Annotated in this window: 19 protein-coding genes and 1 other annotated feature; of the genes, 13 read left to right on the forward strand and 6 right to left on the reverse strand. The window is 47.3% G+C overall.

From position 1 onward, the window contains the following. Positions 1-8: 8 nt before the first annotated feature. From AB3114_RS05995 to pgtP, 3 genes are all read right to left on the reverse strand, one after another. Positions 9-1,127 carry an ABC transporter permease gene (locus AB3114_RS05995; RefSeq protein WP_367342355.1) on the reverse strand — a complete coding sequence of 373 codons (1,119 nt, stop codon included), beginning with the start codon at positions 1,125-1,127 and terminating at the stop codon, positions 9-11. Next, positions 1,127-1,852: an ABC transporter ATP-binding protein gene (locus AB3114_RS06000; protein ID WP_367342356.1), complete on the reverse strand. Its 726-nt coding sequence runs from the start codon at positions 1,850-1,852 to the stop codon at positions 1,127-1,129. The genes AB3114_RS05995 and AB3114_RS06000 overlap by 1 nt, the downstream gene beginning before the upstream one ends. Before the next feature lie 135 nt (positions 1,853-1,987). Beyond that, entirely contained in the window at positions 1,988-3,298 is a 1,311-nt protein-coding gene (gene pgtP / locus AB3114_RS06005) for a phosphoglycerate transporter protein PgtP (RefSeq protein WP_367342357.1), read from the reverse strand. Positions 3,299-3,506: 208 nt separating this feature from the next. Between pgtP and AB3114_RS06010 the strand changes: the two genes are divergently transcribed. The 7 genes from AB3114_RS06010 to AB3114_RS06040 all read left to right on the forward strand — a co-directional run bounded on the left by AB3114_RS06010 (position 3,507) and on the right by AB3114_RS06040 (position 10,133). Beyond that, complete coding sequence (locus tag AB3114_RS06010) at positions 3,507-4,679, forward strand: ATP-binding protein (protein WP_367342459.1); 1,173 nt, start codon at positions 3,507-3,509, stop codon at positions 4,677-4,679. Between the two features lie 22 nt (positions 4,680-4,701). Then, positions 4,702-6,126, forward strand: coding sequence for an APC family permease (locus tag AB3114_RS06015; RefSeq protein WP_367342358.1), 1,425 nt, complete (start codon positions 4,702-4,704; stop codon positions 6,124-6,126). Between the two features lie 26 nt (positions 6,127-6,152). Beyond that, positions 6,153-6,872 (forward strand): AzlC family ABC transporter permease, encoded by a 720-nt coding sequence (locus AB3114_RS06020; protein ID WP_367342359.1) that lies wholly within the window; start codon positions 6,153-6,155, stop codon positions 6,870-6,872. Then, positions 6,869-7,207 (forward strand): branched-chain amino acid transporter permease, encoded by a 339-nt coding sequence (locus AB3114_RS06025; RefSeq protein ID WP_367342360.1) that lies wholly within the window; start codon positions 6,869-6,871, stop codon positions 7,205-7,207. The genes AB3114_RS06020 and AB3114_RS06025 overlap by 4 nt, the downstream gene beginning before the upstream one ends. A 124-nt stretch (positions 7,208-7,331) precedes the next feature. Then, the gene (locus AB3114_RS06030; protein WP_367342361.1) at positions 7,332-8,198 is read left to right on the forward strand and encodes an aldo/keto reductase; all 867 of its coding nucleotides are present in this window, start codon (positions 7,332-7,334) and stop codon (positions 8,196-8,198) included. Positions 8,199-8,298: 100 nt separating this feature from the next. After that, positions 8,299-9,456, forward strand: coding sequence for a glycerate kinase (locus AB3114_RS06035; protein ID WP_367342362.1), 1,158 nt, complete (start codon positions 8,299-8,301; stop codon positions 9,454-9,456). A gap of 71 nt (positions 9,457-9,527) precedes the next feature. Next, positions 9,528-10,133, forward strand: a complete 606-nt coding sequence (locus AB3114_RS06040) for an N-acetyltransferase family protein (RefSeq protein WP_367342363.1) — start codon at positions 9,528-9,530, stop codon at positions 10,131-10,133. Positions 10,134-10,294: 161 nt separating this feature from the next. Here AB3114_RS06040 and AB3114_RS06045 read toward each other — a convergent pair whose 3' ends face one another. Both AB3114_RS06045 and AB3114_RS06050 read right to left on the reverse strand, forming a co-directional pair. After that, positions 10,295-10,618 carry a nucleotide pyrophosphohydrolase gene (locus AB3114_RS06045; protein WP_367342364.1) on the reverse strand — a complete coding sequence of 108 codons (324 nt, stop codon included), beginning with the start codon at positions 10,616-10,618 and terminating at the stop codon, positions 10,295-10,297. A 17-nt stretch (positions 10,619-10,635) separates the two neighbouring features. Next, entirely contained in the window at positions 10,636-10,794 is a 159-nt protein-coding gene (locus AB3114_RS06050) for a hypothetical protein (RefSeq protein ID WP_367342365.1), read from the reverse strand. A gap of 345 nt (positions 10,795-11,139) precedes the next feature. On the opposite strand from AB3114_RS06050, the gene AB3114_RS06055 reads away from it, so the two are divergent. Further along, a complete protein-coding gene (locus tag AB3114_RS06055) occupies positions 11,140-12,153 on the forward strand; it encodes a uroporphyrinogen decarboxylase family protein (RefSeq protein WP_367342366.1) in 1,014 nt (337 codons plus the stop codon). Positions 12,154-12,178: 25 nt separating this feature from the next. Here AB3114_RS06055 and nth read toward each other — a convergent pair whose 3' ends face one another. Continuing rightward, positions 12,179-12,820: an endonuclease III gene (gene nth, locus AB3114_RS06060; protein ID WP_367342367.1), complete on the reverse strand. Its 642-nt coding sequence runs from the start codon at positions 12,818-12,820 to the stop codon at positions 12,179-12,181. Positions 12,821-12,986: 166 nt separating this feature from the next. On the opposite strand from nth, the gene AB3114_RS06065 reads away from it, so the two are divergent. The 5 genes from AB3114_RS06065 to AB3114_RS06085 all read left to right on the forward strand — a co-directional run bounded on the left by AB3114_RS06065 (position 12,987) and on the right by AB3114_RS06085 (position 17,336). After that, positions 12,987-13,643 carry a nitroreductase gene (locus tag AB3114_RS06065; protein WP_367342368.1) on the forward strand — a complete coding sequence of 219 codons (657 nt, stop codon included), beginning with the start codon at positions 12,987-12,989 and terminating at the stop codon, positions 13,641-13,643. 93 nt (positions 13,644-13,736) lie between these two features. Next, positions 13,737-14,681, forward strand: a complete 945-nt coding sequence (locus AB3114_RS06070; RefSeq protein ID WP_367342369.1) for an L-lactate dehydrogenase — start codon at positions 13,737-13,739, stop codon at positions 14,679-14,681. Between the two features lie 56 nt (positions 14,682-14,737). Next, positions 14,738-15,082, forward strand: a binding site (T-box leader). 62 nt (positions 15,083-15,144) lie between these two features. Continuing rightward, on the forward strand, positions 15,145-15,792 hold the full coding sequence (locus AB3114_RS06075) for an amino acid ABC transporter permease (protein WP_367342370.1): 648 nt from the start codon (positions 15,145-15,147) through the stop codon (positions 15,790-15,792). Between the two features lie 21 nt (positions 15,793-15,813). Next, a complete protein-coding gene (locus AB3114_RS06080) occupies positions 15,814-16,455 on the forward strand; it encodes an amino acid ABC transporter ATP-binding protein (RefSeq protein ID WP_367342371.1) in 642 nt (213 codons plus the stop codon). A gap of 20 nt (positions 16,456-16,475) precedes the next feature. Further along, positions 16,476-17,336 carry an amino acid ABC transporter substrate-binding protein gene (locus AB3114_RS06085; protein ID WP_367342372.1) on the forward strand — a complete coding sequence of 287 codons (861 nt, stop codon included), beginning with the start codon at positions 16,476-16,478 and terminating at the stop codon, positions 17,334-17,336. Positions 17,337-17,474: the final 138 nt, after the last annotated feature.

The following is a 17,474-nucleotide window of genomic DNA, read 5'->3' on the forward strand; positions in this document are numbered from 1 at the left end:
ACCACCCTTTACACTTTGCGATAACGTTTTAGTCCAATGATATTCAATACAATCAGGATAATCAAGAAGATGAAGAGGGCCAGGATGTCGCCGCCAAGCTGGGTCAGCGGCGTTCCTTCCATGACGATCTTCGTGAGGGCATCACCGGTGTAGGTCAATGGCAGAATTTTGCCGATGTACTGAACCCACGTTGCCATTGAATCCAGCGGGATGATCCCTGAGAAGAAGACTTGGGGTACGACCACGAGGGGAATGAACTGCATCATCTGGAATTCAGAGTTAGCTAAGGTGGACATCAGAATCCCGAAGGCCAGGGCTACTAAAGCAAAAAGCAAACTGATTAAGACAATACTGATGATGCTGCCGACGACTTCGATCTTTAACAGCCAGATTGTCGCGAGAACGATAACGATCGACTGGGCGATAGCAACGATTCCATAAGAAATCATGTAGCCGTAGACAATCTCACTGCGCTTGACAGGAGTGGCTAGCAGCCGACTGAGTGTTCCACTGGTTCGTTCATGTAGCAACGCCATCCCAGAGACAAGAAAGACGAAGAGAAAGATGAAGAAGCCCATCAGGATGGGGATGATCTTAGCGAAGAAACCAGTATTGCTATCACCGTAGTTGTAGTGATTGCTGATTTGTGGTGCCTTAGCCTTATGCTGTTGAAGCTGACTCGCCATCTGAGGATTGGCCGCTGCCATCCGAGTTTGCAGTTGTTTGATGGTTCCCGTCAGGGTGGTCATGGTTTGCTTGGTGAGTGCTGCCTTCAGTGCCTGCTTTGTCAAAGTCGTCTTGCTGGAGTCAGTATTGGCGTAGGTGACGTCGTATTTATTATCGTGAAAAAGAATGACACCGTCGACTTGGTGATTTTTCAGCCTATCTTGGGCCGTTTGGTTGTGACGGAAAGTTTGGACGGCCACATGCTTGGTATTATCAAGATTTTGGCGAACGGTTTGGTTGACGTTGACCGTTGCCAATTTGACATTCGTTGTCGAATTAGCTGAAAACATCACGTTCAGTAGCCACATGATGACGATGGGAGCTAAGAACATGAGGGCCAGCGTTCGTTTGTCACGAAGCACTTCTTTGAGGACCCGCTGGGCAATTGCAAGAATTCGCATTATTGTTGTGCCTCCTTTTCTGCTTTCAAAAAGACATCTTCAATTGAAGAAACATCATAGCTTTGTTCCAATTTTTGCGGCTGGTCAAAGGCAACGATCTTGCCGCCGATTAAAAGTGCTACCCGGTCAGTGGCTTCTGCTTCTGCCATCACGTGGGTAGTGACTAAAATACTTCGCCCTTGGTCGCGGATGACGCCGAGTTCGTGCCAAATTTGGCGTCGCAGCGCCGGATCAATGCCGACTGTTGGTTCGTCCAAAATCAATAACTGGGCTGATCCCAAGAGTGAGATGGCCAATGATAGACGCCGTTTCATCCCACCGGAAAAACCACTGACCAATTTATCCAGGTCAGACGTCAAGTCGACGACCTGGCTGACGTGGGAGATTTCATCTTTTAATTTTTTCCCGTTCAAGCCCTTCATCCTGCCAAAGAAAGCGAGGTTTTCGCGTGCAGTGAGGTCTTCGTATAGGGCGTCGCTTTGGGCCATGTAACCGATCTTGCCTAAGACCAGCCGGTTGGGCATCGTAGTTTGCAAGATGAGTGCTTGGCCACCATCTGCTTTTTCCATCCCGAGCATCGTTTTAATGACGGTTGATTTGCCAGCACCCGAAGGGCCGATTAGACCGACAATTTCGCCGGCGTTGACGGTTAAGTTAATATCTTTTAGCACCTGCTGTTTGCCAAATGATTTTTGCAGGTGTTTGAGGTCGATTGTTGCTGTCATGAGCTTTCCTCCTTGAAGTGAGTAATTACTCACTTAACTTGATGTCCCTATTATAGTGAGTGCTTACTCACCTTGTCAAATTTAAAAAAACGCCATTCCGAAAGGATGACGCATTTGTGTAAATCAAAAATAAAACTATTTGACTAATGATTGACCCCGGACGTTCCACGTCGTCAGAAAAATCAGGCAAGCCAGAATGCTGGCTACCAGGATGAGCATGAATCCCATGTGCCAACCAGCGACGTCGACGACCCAGCCTAAAACGGCGTTGGCCGAGAATGAACCGAAGAAGTAACCAAAGAGGCCGGTTAAGCCGGCAGCAGTTCCGGCCGCTTTCTTGGGTACTAGGTCGAGGGCTTGCAAACCGATCAGCATAACTGGTCCGTAAATCAGAAAACCGATGGCGACGAGGGCAATGTTGATGGTCGTGATCGAATCAGCGGAGATGTAGATCAGGAGAAACAGCGATACCAATACCATGTAGCAAAAACTAGCTGGTCCCCGCCGACCGTGGAAGATGTGGTCAGAGACCCAGCCAGCAAGCAGGGTACCCGGAATACCGGCTAGTTCATACCAGAGATAGGAAGTGGAAGCAGAACTCAGCGTGATGTGCTTAACTTCAGTAAGGTAAGTTGGCAGCCAATTTTCCACACCGTAGCGGACGAGGTAGACGAAGATGTTAGCGACCGCGATGACCCAAATCCACTTGTTATTGAGAACATGCTTGAAGAGCAGTTCCTTAGTCGAGTAGTTGCGTTCGCTGAGTTTATGTTCTTTGTTCGGGTAGTCGTTGCGGTACTCCTCAATTGGTGGTAGTCCCATCTTTTCTGGGCTATTGCGTACTAGGAGAAAAGCAATCAGGGCGATGATTAAGCCTGCCACAGCTGGAATGACGAAGGCCCCGTTGTAAGATTTGATAGCGATGGAACTGGCAGCAATTACCGCAATTCCCCAGTTGGCCAGGGGCGCCATCAAACCGCCACCGACGTTGTGGGCGGTGTTCCACAGAGCTGTCTTGCCACCACGTTCGTTAACCGAGAACCAGTGTACCAGCACACGACCACAAGGCGGCCAACCCATTCCTTGAAACCAGCCGACGACGAAAAGTACGATGAACATCATTGCTACGCTACTGGTTAAAGCTGGGATAAAACCAAGGGCGAGGTTAACGATAGAAACTAATAGTAGGCCGAGTGGCAGAAAGATACGGGCATCACTGCGGTCGGAAACGATACCCATGACAAACTTGCTGATCCCGTAAGCAAGCGACACTGCCGATAGGGCAAAGCCAAGCTGGGCTTTCGTAAAGCCTTCTTTTAGCAGACCCGGAATTGCAATTGAGAAGTTATTACGCAAGAGGTAATAACCAGCGTAACCGATAAAAATCCCCAGAAAAACTTGCAGGCGCAGACGATGATAGGTCGCGTCCATTTTATTTTTTTCCATAATGAAAGGGCTCCTTATGTATTATTTAAGATAGTGCCTCGTTCATTATAATCTGAAAGCGGTTTATTGGCAATTTAAAGATCTAAATAATCTAGTCTATTGGACTAGACAATATCTTTGTGTAAACTAAATTATCATAATTTATTCTCATTATTGTCTAATGTCAACTATAATAGGGTGCATGTTGTTAGAGGAGGGAGTCCTGGTGATGACGAAGAATTCTTTTGCCACAAGAGGGGATGGCGAGTCATTACAAATTAATTTGCAGAAATTAATCAGAAAGCATTTACTCATTGTCGGCCAAACCGGTAGTGGCAAAACCACCAGTACATTGGCGCTGCTGAACCAATTACAGCACGCTAATTACACAAATGTTGTCCTGGATCCGACCGGCGAATACCGACAGCTGCCTAATGCCGTCACCTACCGCTTAGCGGATAATGCTTATCTGGAGGCAGGTCAGTTATCCGCCCAGCAATTATGCCTGGCGTTGAATGTTCATTTGCCGGACTCTGTAATTAATGCTTTGATTTCAGCCATTAATGCCCTGCGAATTCAACGTAACCTGGTGAACGACGATCAACCATACGTCAAGATCAACGTACCAATTGCCAAATATCAGCGGCAACTGGAACGGCTGGGTGATTGGGCGCGTTCCTACAACCCACAACTATTGGGTCGGCAGTTGATTGAAGAAATGATTATCCCTAGCGAAGGTGATGATGCTGATTATTCTTTGCTGGGCCAGCAGTATGATCGACGGGTGATTAACAGCAATTGGCTACAGCTAACAACTGTGCGTCAGCGATTAATTAGTCATGCTTTCCGGGTATTGTTCGGTGAGAGTACCCAAAAAGGACGCTCCCAAACGGAGTTGCTCTTTGCTTTGAAGATGTTTTTAAACCAAACCAGCATCCATCGGACTCTAGTGATTGATTTGTCGGCATTACAGCGCTACCTAAGTTCTCAACGGGTCGTTATTTCCTTGTTGTTTCACCATTTACTGATGATGCAATTGGCAAGTCGACAGCCCCGTCCGGTTAACATCGTTTTGGATGAGGCGCATCGCTATCTGCCAACCGACCCACGGCAGCTGGCCGATAACGGCATCTTTCAAGTTCTGCGGGAAGGACGGAAGGCGGGAATATCTGTTACTATGACGACCCAGTCGCCATTGGACTTACCAGCACGCTTGCGTTCTCAATTTAGCAGTTATTTAATTCACCGACTGGCGGCACCAGAGGAACTGAGTTCTTTAGCCGGCTTAACAGCGTTGTCGGCTAACGACATAGGGCAGCTGCGTACTGGCGAAGCGATCGTTCACCAGGATGGTCATGATAACATGGAAGTATTTGTAACGAAGCCAGAATGGCTGCATTAATACAGAAAGGATGTTTGCTGGGATGTCTCAGCTGATCAAAAAACTATTTCATAAACAGGATCCCGCTTTTTACGCCAGTAAGGATCGCCACCTAGTGCCATATCTGACGACCAAAGATTTGTTGGGGCTTGGTCTGGGAATGGTCGTCGGAACCGCAATCTTCACTTTGCCCGGAATCGTCGCTGCTGAACACACTGGACCTGCCGTTACTATTTCGTTTATCATTGCCGCCATCGGTGCGGGGATGGCGTCATTTGCCTACGCGGAAATGGCATCGGTATTGCCCTTTGCTGGATCTGCCTTTTCGTGGCTCAGCGTTTTACTAGGTGAATTCTTCGGTTGGGTCAGCGGTTGGGCGCTGCTAGCTGAATACTTCATTTCGGTGGCGTTCGTGGCCTCAGGATGGTCCGCCTACATGAGGGGCTTTTTGACTAGTCTTGGTCTCAAGCTGCCGGCGGCCGTTTCGGGCGGTTTTAACGCCAGCCGGGGAACTTACGTTGATTTGTTAGCGGTGCTGGCAATTTTGAGTGTCGGCTGGTTGCTCAACCGGGGGACCCATACCGTCAGTCGGGTTGAAGACACAATTGTAATTATCAAATTGATCGTCGTAACCCTCTTCATCGTTGTCGGTGCAACGGCGATCAACGTTCACAACTACGTGCCATTTATTCCACCTCACCGTCCAGGGACGTCCTTTGGTGGTGCTACCGGGATTTTAGCGGGGGCTGCCCAGATTTTTATCGCTTACGTTGGTTTTGATGCAATTGCGGCTAATTCAGCTGAAGTCAAAGACCCGGGTAAATCGATGCCGCGGGGCCTGATTGGCACCCTAATCATTGGGACATCATTCTTTATTTTGGTTTCTTTGGTTTTGGTAGGGATGTTCCGCTACAGCAATTACGATAACAACGCAGAACCCGCTGCGTGGGCGTTACGTCATACGGGTCACTATTTGACGGCCAACCTGCTTTCCGTGGTTGCTATCGTGGGAATTTTTGCCGCTTTGATCGGTATTCACCTGGCAAGTTCCCGTTTGCTGTATTCTTTCGGTCGTGATGGCCTTTTACCTGACTTTTTGGGCCGTACCAATGCCAAGCACATTCCGGTGAATGCCCTGAATCTGGTCACGGTAGCGGCCATCTTCGTTGCTGGCTTTCTGCCGTTTACTTTTTTGGCTAACCTGGTTTCGGCCGGCACGTTAGTTGCTTTTATCATGGTTTCTTTAGCAGTCTATGCATTGCGACCGCGTGAAGGACGTGATTTGCCGGAAGCTAAGTTCAAAATGCCGCTTTACCCAGTTTTACCCGTTTTATCAGCAGCGTTTTCCGCGGTGATTTTCTGGGGATTAAGCAATGATGCTAAATTACTGATGTTGGGCTGGTTTGTCATCGGGATGATCATTTACTTTGTGTATGGTCTCAAACATTCCAAGCTTCAGAACAAGTAGGGTGTTATAATCAGCATTAAATTTTGATGAGAAGAGAAGTGATGACGATGACGACAAACACAAGTAATTTTCGCTTTGCGCTGCGACAATCTTTGCCCATTCTTTGTGGCTACCTGGCATTGGGCTTTGGTTACGGCCTCTATATGCACAACTTAGGGTTGGCGTTTTGGTACCCAACGCTAATGGCTGCCACGATTTACGGGGGGTCTGTTGAATTTGTGTTGGCTAACATGCTGGTGCAGAAATTTAACCCAGTAACGGTGCTGGTGATCACCTTGGTTGTCGGCTTTCGCCAATTCTTCTATTCTGTTTCGATGCTGTCACGTTATCGCCATGCTGGTTGGCGTAAATGGCTGCTGATCTTTGGCCTGAGTGACGAAACTTTTGTCCTCAACTACTACACGAAAGTTCCCACTGGCTTGGATCGAACTAGTGTCAACTTTTGGATTACCGTCTTGGATTGGGCTTACTGGGTCAGTGGCGCCTTTTTGGGTGGCTTTCTCGGTGGCGTTTTTCAAATTCAAATCAAGGGCCTCAGTTTTATCATGACTGCCCTCTTCATTACTTTGGCGCTGGACCAGTTTCTGCGCGAGGAGTCACACATCAGTTCAGTTAGCGGCCTTTTGATCACAATTGCTTGTCTGCTGGCTTTTGGTAAAACCTACTTTATCGTCTTTGCCTTACTGCTGCTTGTGTTGGAATACTACTTATTGCAAAGGCACCACGGGAAGGGGGAGCAGCAATGACCGTTATTCAAAGACTGATTTCAATTGCAATCGCTGCTTTGGCCAACTTTATGACGCGGGTGACGCCTTTTCTACTTTTTGATCGTTCTGATGGAGACAAGGAGCAATTAAATCCCTTTATCGAAGGATTAGGCAAGTTTCTGCCTCCAGCGATTATGGGGATGCTGGTAGTTTATTGCTACCGTAATATTCATTTGCTGTCAGGCAATCATGGTCTGCCGGATCTTATTGCGGGATTGATCACCGTTCTCATTCATCTGTGGCGGCGGAATATGTTCCTTTCGCTGATTATCGGTACAGTATCTTATATTGTCTTAATTGACTTTGTCTTCTGAGCTAATTAGTATGCTATTGGCGTATACTAGTATGAATCCTTTTTAATTTTCATTTAGTAGATGTTCCCATACAATCATTGGTGAAACATCGATAGAAAAAGATAAAAATTTGGAGGGTTCAAACATGCAAATTCCAACATTTAAACTCAACGACGGTCATGACATCCCATCATTTGGTTTCGGTGTCTTTCAGATTCCAGCGGATGGTTCAACTTACAAGGCAGTATCATCAGCACTGAAGCTCGGCTACCGCCACATTGACACGGCTGAAGCTTACTTCAACGAACAGGAAGTCGGCAAGGCCATCAAGGACAGCGGCATTGACCGTGACCAAATTTGGGTCACTTCAAAGCTGTGGATTCAGGATTACGCTTACGAAGATGCCAAGAAGACGATTGATAACACCCTGCAAAAAATGGGGTTAGATTACCTGGATCTCTACCTCATTCACCAGCCTTATGGTAAGGTGGACGAAGCTTGGCGCGCCTTGGTCGAAGCCCAAAAAGCCGGCAAGATCCGTTCTATTGGTGTCTCTAACATGACGCCAAAGCTTTGGAACAAGTGGAAGAGTGCTTTTAAGGATGTCACCCCGGTAGTTAACCAGGTTGAATACAACCCTTACTTCCAACAAAAACCGCTGCGTCAGTTGATGGCTAAAGAAGGCGTTACCCTGGAAGCTTGGGCTCCGCTGGGTGAAGGCAATGCCGATCTCTTCAATGAACCACTCCTGAAGCGGTTGGCCGATAAGTACGGAAAGAATGTTGGCCAAATTATCCTGCGCTTTGAACACCAGGAAGGTGTCATCATCTTCCCTAAGTCTGTGCATGAGTCACGGATCAAGTCTAATGCCGAAATTTTTGACTTTGAATTGACTAGTGACGAGATGGATGCTATCCGTGCCCTGGACAAGGGTAAGGGGATGCACGATCCTGATGCTCCTGGTGTTGGTGAATCATTGCTGAAGGCATTTGATGTTCACGCTAACGACTAAAATCTAAGATAATAAATCCCGGTGACCGTTTTTGCGATTGCCGGGATTTTGCTGTCTTGAGGGGTAAAATAATGACAAGAATACATGGAAGGTGAATGGGATGAAATTTGTCATTGCTCCGGATTCTTTTAAGGGTGGCTTGACTGCCAAAGAAGTCGCACGGGTTATCGCCCGGGGGTTACGCCGGATTTACCCTGATGCTCAATATGAGCTTGTTCCGATGGCTGATGGTGGTGAGGGAACGGTAGATGCACTGGTATCGGCAACGGGTGGACACTTCGTGACTGCCCGCGTTCACGATCCGCTCAACCACTTGGTGGATGCTCAATACGGCCTGCTTGGCGATGGTAAGACAGCCGTCATTGAAATGTCAGCGGCGAGCGGACTGCAATTCGTTGACCATCAAACAGCGAACCCCTTGGTGACGACCACTTACGGTACAGGTGAATTGATGCGTGACGCGATGGGCCATGGCGTTAGTCGAATGATTATCGGCATCGGTGGCAGCGCAACGGTCGACGGCGGTGCGGGGATGGCCCAGGCGTTAGGCGTGCGACTCTTAGGGGATGACGGGAAAGACATTGGCATGGGTGGTGGCGCATTAGCTGAACTCGATCGAGTTGACTTTTCAACAATTGATCCGCGTTTGCGCCATCTCAGAATCGACATTGCTTCTGACGTCACGAATCCCTTAACGGGACCTGATGGAGCGGCAGCCGTGTTTGGCCCGCAAAAGGGTGCTACGCCGACGATGGTGCAAACCCTTGACCACAACCTACACCATTTTTCCCGGGAAATTTCGGCAGCAGGGGGTCCTGATGTAGAACATACACCCGGTGCAGGAGCAGCTGGCGGATTAGGGGCCGGCTTGCTGGCTTTTACCGGCGCACACATGCGACGCGGGGTGGAACTTGTAATTGAAGCTAGCCACCTAAGAGAAAAAGTACGTGGAGCGGACTACGTGTTTACCGGTGAGGGCAGTATTGATTTCCAAACTAAGTTCGGTAAGGTGCCTTACGGAGTTGCGCAATCCAGTAAGGCGGTGGCCCCCAAGGCAGTGGTGATTGTTTTGGCTGGTAACATCGGTCGTGGTGTCGAGCAACTTTATGCTAAAGACGCCATTGATGCGATCTTTTCAACTCCGGCAGGAGCTAAAGCTTTACCGCAAGCGATGAAAGATGCAAGAAATGATATTGCCCAAACGGCTGAAAATGTTGGACGGTTGATTAAGGCTAGCCTGAATTCAAGACTTAATTAATTTAATTAATCGTTCCAGTATCTCAGGACTGTGTTACAATGTCTCTTAATAATATTAAGGGAGAAGATCGAATGGATAAGCAAATTTCTTTGCGCGTTGCCAAACTGACAGATGCTGAACGGTTAGTTGATATCTATGCTCCATATGTTCAAAAAACGGCCATCACTTTCGAGGATGTTGTCCCCAGCGTAGATGAATTTCGTCACCGTATTGCTAATACACTGTGTACATATCCCTACTTAGTAGCTGAGAGCAATGGCAAGATTTTGGGATATGCCTATGTCGGTCGTTTTGGCGAACGTAAGGCCTACGACTGGGCTGTGGAAACCTCAATTTACGTGGCTCCGGATGCCCGCCACACTGGTATTGGCGGTCGGCTGTACGCCGCAATCGAGAAAATTTGTCAGTTGATGGGCATTACCAATCTTTATGCCTGCATCGCTTATCCAACTGCTAAAGATCCGTATCTCACACCTAACAGTGTCGAGTTCCATCACCACCTTGGTTACCGCAAAGTCGGTGAGTTTCGCAGTTGTGGTTCGAAATTCGGTCGTTGGTACGATATGGTCTGGATGGAAAAGATGCTTGCTAAGCATGAAACTACCCCAACTCCGGTGAAAAACTTCAACCAGTTGTTAAGTGATCCTTCTAAACCACTCCAAAAGATCCTGAAATAAAAATTGGGAGCGTGACAGAAGTCGTTTGCGACTTCGTAGTCACGCCCCCGCAAGCAACAATAGGCCTTTAGCGTTCGGTTTTTGCCGAATGCTAAAGGCCATTGTTGTACTGCGCGTTAACTTTTTATCCATGTAATGGGACTTATGTCACAGCCCCTTTCTTATTGTTGGCCCCCATTATCGATTTTGGGCCAGTGACGGGTTTTGTTAAAATTAATCTTCTTTTCGATGGCGTCGCCGGGGTCAATGCCTAATTTATCAAACATGTAGATCAAATAGATCATCGTGTCAGAGAGTTCTTCGATTAGGTGCTGTCGTTCTTGATCGCTCAGTTGGTGGTTGGCAGGCATCCACTGAAAGATTTCAAGAACTTCACTGGCTTCCAGATTAACGGAAATAGCCAGGTCTTTTAAGTTGTGAAATTTATTCCAGTGGCGGTGGTCGCGGAAGTTACGGAGTTCTTTGACGATTTTTGCGTAGTCCATTTGATCTACCTCCGGTCTTAGTTATTGGTCTGGTGTTGGTGGTAGATGCTGATGATAGTTTCGCCCAGCATTCCAACAGCCATCAGATCCATGGCCCACATCATCTTATTGCACAGGCACAGAATGAGGACAATTAACCAAAAAATTAATCTAATAACGTTCATTGCATTTTTCATTACTCTTCCCCCCTCAATCTACTTCACAACTCCATCATATCACAAAGACAGTTGAATAATTTTTTTAAGTGCGCCTAAAAGCAATAATATACGCTACGCGTATAGTCCAATAAAAAATTACAAATGTTCAAACTTAGGATGCGCTTATATACTTGTAATCATCAACTACAAGATAAGGAGGCTGATAGTATGGTGAGTCAAGTGATCGGTGCAGGTGTGATGTTAGTGCTTTTGTTTATTTTGCTAGCCCTGCCACAAAATTAATTATTAATAGATAATGACTGCTTGCTAACATTCCTGCTACACTGGATTTGATGATAATCAATGTTAGTCAGGAGGTTAATTATGTCATTACCAAGGGAAACAGTGTTGAAGGTGCTCCGCGGACAGGGCAATGGGGTGGTTCCTGCTTCATTCTGGCGTCACTTTGCGGACAATGAATTTACTAATGCCTTTGAAGATCCATCTGTGATTAAAATTAATTTGGATGGACATCGTGATTACTTAGCTCAAGTAGATGTGGACTTTGTTAAAACGATGTTGGACGGTTACTTCCCTTATCCGTTTCGCGGGGTGGATGATCCAAACGATCCCCATTCATTGGCTAAGATTCAACCGTTAGCTGATGATGACCCGTGGATCAGCCAACAAGTCGACTTGGCGCGGCAGCAAAAGCAATTGGTCGGTGATAAGCCGATCTTCGTGACCATGTTTTCGCCAATGTATTTGTTTAAGTGGGCTTTGATCCAACATTACGTTGATCCACTGTTGCTGGCCGACCACCGTTTCGCCGACCTTTATGAAAAGGATCCTGAACTGGTCAAGCACGTTCTCGATGTCATTGCCCATGATCTCGGCAAGGTAGCTAAGGCGGTGATGCAGACTGGTATCGACGGTATCTATTACTCTACCCAGTCCGTACAAGACGATCGTTTGAACAATAGTCACTTCTTTACTCAAGTGATGGAACCAACAGATCAGCTGGTCCAAGAAGCAATCAATGCGGTGAGTCCACTCAATATTTTGCACATCTGTGGCTTTGATGGTGCCTACAATCATTTGGATTGGTTTACCGATTACCCGCTGCAGGTTATTAACTGGGCCACGAAGACGGATGGCTATTCGCTGGCAAAGGGGCAAAAACTGTTCGGCGGTCGACCGGTCCTTGGTGGCTTGGACAATTCGACGAAGGGTGTCCTTTACCGGGGCAACGAAGAAGAAATTAAAGATGCGGTTCACCGCTTAATTGATGAGGCCGGGAGTCACGGCGTGATCATCGGTGCTGACTGTACAGTGCCACGTGACATCAACTATGATCACTTGCGCTGGGCAATTGAGGCGGCACATGAATCTAACTAAAAAATAGCGGCGGATCACTCCGTCGCTACTTTTGGTTTTGGTGATAGAAAGTGCACATTTTCTGTAGTGGGCAGGTTGCACACTTAGGATTGCGCGATGTGCACTGGTAGCGACCCCAGAAAATCATGCTGTGGTGGCCATCGAGCCATTTCTCTTTCGGCACGGCTGCCATCAGTCTTTTTTCAATTTGTAGCAGGCTGGCCTTTGGCGGGACCATCCCGAGGCGACGGGCAACACGGCTAACGTGAGTGTCAACGGCAAAAGCAGGGACGTGGAAGCATTCCGCCAGCACGACATCAGCCACTTTGCGTCCCACTCCTGAGAGGGTCATTAACTCCTTACGCGTTGCCGGAACTTGACCATTGAAATTCTTAACGATATCTCGTGAGCAGTTAACCAGAAATTTGGCTTTGTTGTGGTAGAGCCCCAGTCGTTTTATGTATGGCTCTACATCTGCAGGTTCAACAGCTGCTAAGTCAGCGGGCTGTGGAAAACGCTGGAATAGGGTAGGCGTAATAGCGTTGACTGATTTGTCCGTCGACTGGGCACTTAGGATAGTGGCCAATAAGAAGTGGTAGGTTGTATCGGCTTCTAGGGTAGTATTGGCATTGGGAAAAGTTTGGCGCATCACGTGGATGGCATGGCAGATTTCTTCGTCAGAAAGCATCTTTAACTTCCTCTCACAGTATTGATAGGTCAATTCTAACACTGACGATGAGCAATTCACCTTAAGTGTACCTTTTCACGAACAAGTTCAGCTCGTATAATAAAAGAAAGAGCTTACATTTAGCTGCTAGAGCTCAGTTAGCGAATAATACAGGAGGTTGAACAAGATGGATTTTCAGACAGTGATTAACAACCGCCACTCAGTGCGCCAGTTTACGGATCAGCCGGTTGATAAAGAACAGATTAAGCAGATCGTAAGCTTGGCTCAAAAATCTCCTTCATGGGTTGATTCCCAACCCTGGCAAGTTTATGTAGCGATGGGGGATTCACTACGCAAGATTAAGGAAGCCTACCAAGAACAGGATAAGGCTGGCAACCACGGTAATCCTGATTTGAAGGTGATGTCACGTGGCGACTGGCAGGAGCGTCCCCAAGCTAACATGAAGCAGTGGGGTCACGAAATCGTCCACCATTTTGCTAATTTTGATGAGGCCCATGATACGATGACGGGTGCAGCAAATAATTTAAATTACGCACCAGCTATTCTCTTCGTTACCATCCCGATGGCTTCTCCTGACTGGTCGATTTTAGACGCCGGCAGTTTTACCCAAACCCTGCTCTTGGCCGCTACTAATCTTGGACTAGGTTCGATTCCGACTTATAACAGCGTGCGTTTTCCGGAAATCTTGCACGAAATCCTCAACGTCCCAGAAGAAGAACGCTTTATGGTCGGGGTTGAAATTGGTCATCCGGCTGATGCCAAGGTGAACGATTATCGTTCTAAGCGCGAACCGTTAGATGAACTATTGCACTTCAGGGACTGAAATGTTGACCATAAAATTTCGCTGGACGGTTGCATTAATCTAAAATTAAATTATAATGAGAATTAACTCATTTTAATTTAGGAGGAATCATCTATGGGGAATAAAGTTGCCATTATCGGGGTCGGCCATGTCGGGTCGACCGTTGCTACCAACATTGTCACAGCAGGCGTCGCACAAGAATTATATCTGATTGATGAAAAGGATCAGGTGGCTCGCGCCGACGAATTTGATCTTTTTGACCAACAGGCTTATCTGGACACCACGACCAAGGTTAAGTACATTCCCTATCAAGATGATTGGTCCGTCCTAAAAGATGTCGATGTAATCGTATTTGCGGCTGGCAACATTAAGATTGTCCTGGGCAACCCGAACGACAAGTCCAACAACCGGGTTGGTGAATTATCTAACTCAGCGCGGATTGTACGGGAAGTTGGTCCTAAGATTAAGGCTAGCGGCTTCCACGGTACGATGGTCTGCATTTCCAACCCGTGTGACGTTATCGCCCAGCTGATGCAGGAAGTAACTGGCTTCCCGAAGAATCATGTTTTAGGAACTGGTACTTCACTGGATACTGCACGACTGCACCGGGCTGTTTCCGTTGCACTGGGCGTTTCCATTACTGACGTTGCTGGTTACGTCATCGGTGAACATGGGGAAACCCAGTTTGCTGCATGGAGTTCGGTGTCGGTTAACGGTCGGCCGATGAGCAAGATCGCTAAGGAAAAGGGTCTTGATCTGGATGACCTGGAAAAACAAGCTCGTCTTGGTGGGCACGTTGTCGGTCTTGGCAAGGGCTTTACCAACTACGGGATCGGCATGACGGCACTGACAATCGTCAAATCTATTCTGAACGACGAAAAGCGCACTTTTCCGGCAACATCCTATGATGAAAAGCTGGATACGTACATCGGTCACCCGACGACCGTGGGCGCTGACGGAATTGTCGGCCATCCTGGTTTGGATCTGACCGCTGACGAAGAGGATAAGTACGAAAAATCCGCTGCAGCGATCAAGCATAACTTTGATTCAGTTCACTAAAATTTAAAAATGCGCTTGACAATATAAAATCTTAGTGTATTATGAGAATAACATTAAAAACAACAGTGAACAGACTAGTAACGAAGCTATCACGTTAAGAGAGTCCTTGGTTGGTGAGAAGGGACGATGATAATTCGTGAATCACATCTGTGAGTTGATTTTCCGAAACGAAGTAAGAAAGTCCGGGGCTGCCCGTTACAGCACAGAGTTTACCAAATGAACTCGTTAAGGCCATGATCGTGAGAGATTGGCAATATGAGGTGGAACCGCGGCATCGCCCTCATGCTAGTGCAAACTAGCGTGAGGGCTTTTTCTTTTAGCCGCATCGGTAAACTCGTTGAGGTGAATGGTGTGAACCATTCACGAACGTGAGGTGGAATCGCGATTAGTTCGTCCTCTTGATGCATTTGCATCAAGGGGACTTTTTGTTTACTGTGTTGAATCTATTGAGGAGGCTTTGTCCATGTCATTACACTATGTTAGTCAAATCTTGCCATCGCTGTTTAGCGGCTGTGGCGTGACCTTATCACTATTCTTCTGGACGTTAATCGGTTCGTTGCCACTGGGGATCTTAGTTAGCCTGGGCTTAACTTCAAAGTTTGCACCACTGCGCTGGATCTTAAATGTTTATGTTTGGTTGATGCGTGGGACGCCACTGCTGCTACAACTGATCTTTGTCTTCTATGGTTTGCCAATCGTCGGCATCGTCTTCCAACGTTACAACGCCGCGGTCTTTGCATTTATTCTTAACTATGCTGCCTACTTCGCAGAAATCTTCCGTGGTGGTTTTCAATCAATCGACGATGGCCAATACGAAGCTGCGCGGATGTTAGGGTTATCTTATCCACAAACCTTACGCAAGATTGTGATTCCACAAGTTGTCAAAATCGTCATCCCATCGATCGGGAACGAAGTTATCAACTTGGTTAAGGATTCATCACTGGTTTACGTCATCGGTCTTGGCGACCTGCTGCGTGCCGGCAACGTTGCAACGTCACGGGACGTCACCCTGGTACCACTGGTCCTGGTTGCTCTGATGTACCTGATTATGATTGCGATCTGCACTTGGGGACTTCAAAAGGTCGAAAAGCGTTACTCCTACTTCAAGTAAAGTCCTAAGGGGGAATTGAGAATGCTAAAAGTTTCAAATTTAAAAAAGAGTTTTGATGGGCGTCAGATCCTCGACGGGGTTAACTTTACTGTTAAGGATGGCGAAATCCTTTGTATCGTCGGTCCTTCTGGTGCTGGTAAAACGACGATCCTTCGTTGCATGACGGGGATGGAACAAGCCGACAGCGGTGAATTTTCATTAGATGGCAAGGCTTTTGACCCTGCTAAAGACAGCCAACGGATTTTCGGGGTTGTCTTCCAAGACTTCAACCTCTTCCCGAACCTCAGTGTTAAGCAAAACATCACTTTAGCACCGACACTGGTCAAGAAGATCAGCCAGTCTGATGCTGATGGTCAGGCTGCACAACTAGAAAAGCAGCTGGGTCTGACCCAGGTTCAGGACCAATACCCATGGCAATTATCAGGTGGGCAAAAGCAACGGGTTGCGATTGCCCGGGCCCTGGCCATGAAGCCTCAAATCCTTTGCTATGATGAACCGACATCAGCTCTGGACCCGAATCTGCGGGACGAAGTGGCCGACATGATTTTGAACCTGAAGAAGGGTGGAACCACCCAGTTGATCATTACTCACGACATGGACTTTGCGAAGAAAGTTGCTGATGAACTGTTCACCGTCAAAGCACTTGATGGTGAAGAAGCTTAAGCCGAAGGGAGGCATTGTTAATGAAGAAAACAAGAAAAATACTTCTTCGGCTGTGCCTGCTGTTCGCACTTGTCGCTCCTGTGATGATGCTGAGTGGTTGTCAAAGTGTTACTTACCGTGCTAACCACCAGGATACCTGGTCGCGCATCCAACGACGGGGTAAGGTGATCGTCGGCTTGGACGACTCCTTCGTACCAATGGGCTTTCGTCAAAAGAACGGGAAGCTGGTCGGCTATGATGTCGATTTGGCACGTGAAGTCTTTAAGCAGTATGGGATTAAGGTTGATTTCCAAACCATTGACTGGTCAATGAAGGAAACCGAACTGAAGAACGGCACGATCGATTGTCTCTGGAATGGTTATTCCATTACTCCTCAACGGAAGCGAAAAGTTGCCTTTAGCCGTGGCTATCTCAAGAACGCCCAAGTTCTGGTTACAAGAAAGCAAAGCAACATCAAGAATTTCAATGACATGAAGGGCAAGGCCCTCGGGACCCAAACGGGTTCTACCGGGCAACAAGCACTGGAAGATAATCCTAAGCTTTTGCAGGACAAAATTAAGAACAAAAAGCCAATCCTGTATGATACCTACCCAGACGCCTTTATCGACCTGAACGCGGGCCGGATTAAAGGGATCTTGATGGACCAAGTTTATGCTCAGTACTACATTGATCACATGTCCAACAGTAAGGACTACTCCATCTATGACAACTCCAAGATGCCAACGGACCTCTTCGGTGTGGGTATGCGGAAGGGTGACAAGACGCTCCAACGGAAAGTTAACGCCGGCCTTGTTCGTCTCCACAAGAATGGACAGTTGCGGAAACTGAACGAAAAATGGTTCGGCTCCAAGAGCAACTACCTGGGCCCTGTAGAAAAATAGTTCTCCTCAAATTACAGAAATAAATATCGACTGACACAATTAATCCTCGGTCACGATGCTAGTGCTGGTAGGCATTGGCGGGTGACTGAGGATTTTTTTGTAAAATTCCCTATAGATAATTTTTGAAATAATTTGATC

The organism is Limosilactobacillus sp., assembly GCF_040772465.1.
Classification (GTDB): domain Bacteria; phylum Bacillota; class Bacilli; order Lactobacillales; family Lactobacillaceae; genus Limosilactobacillus.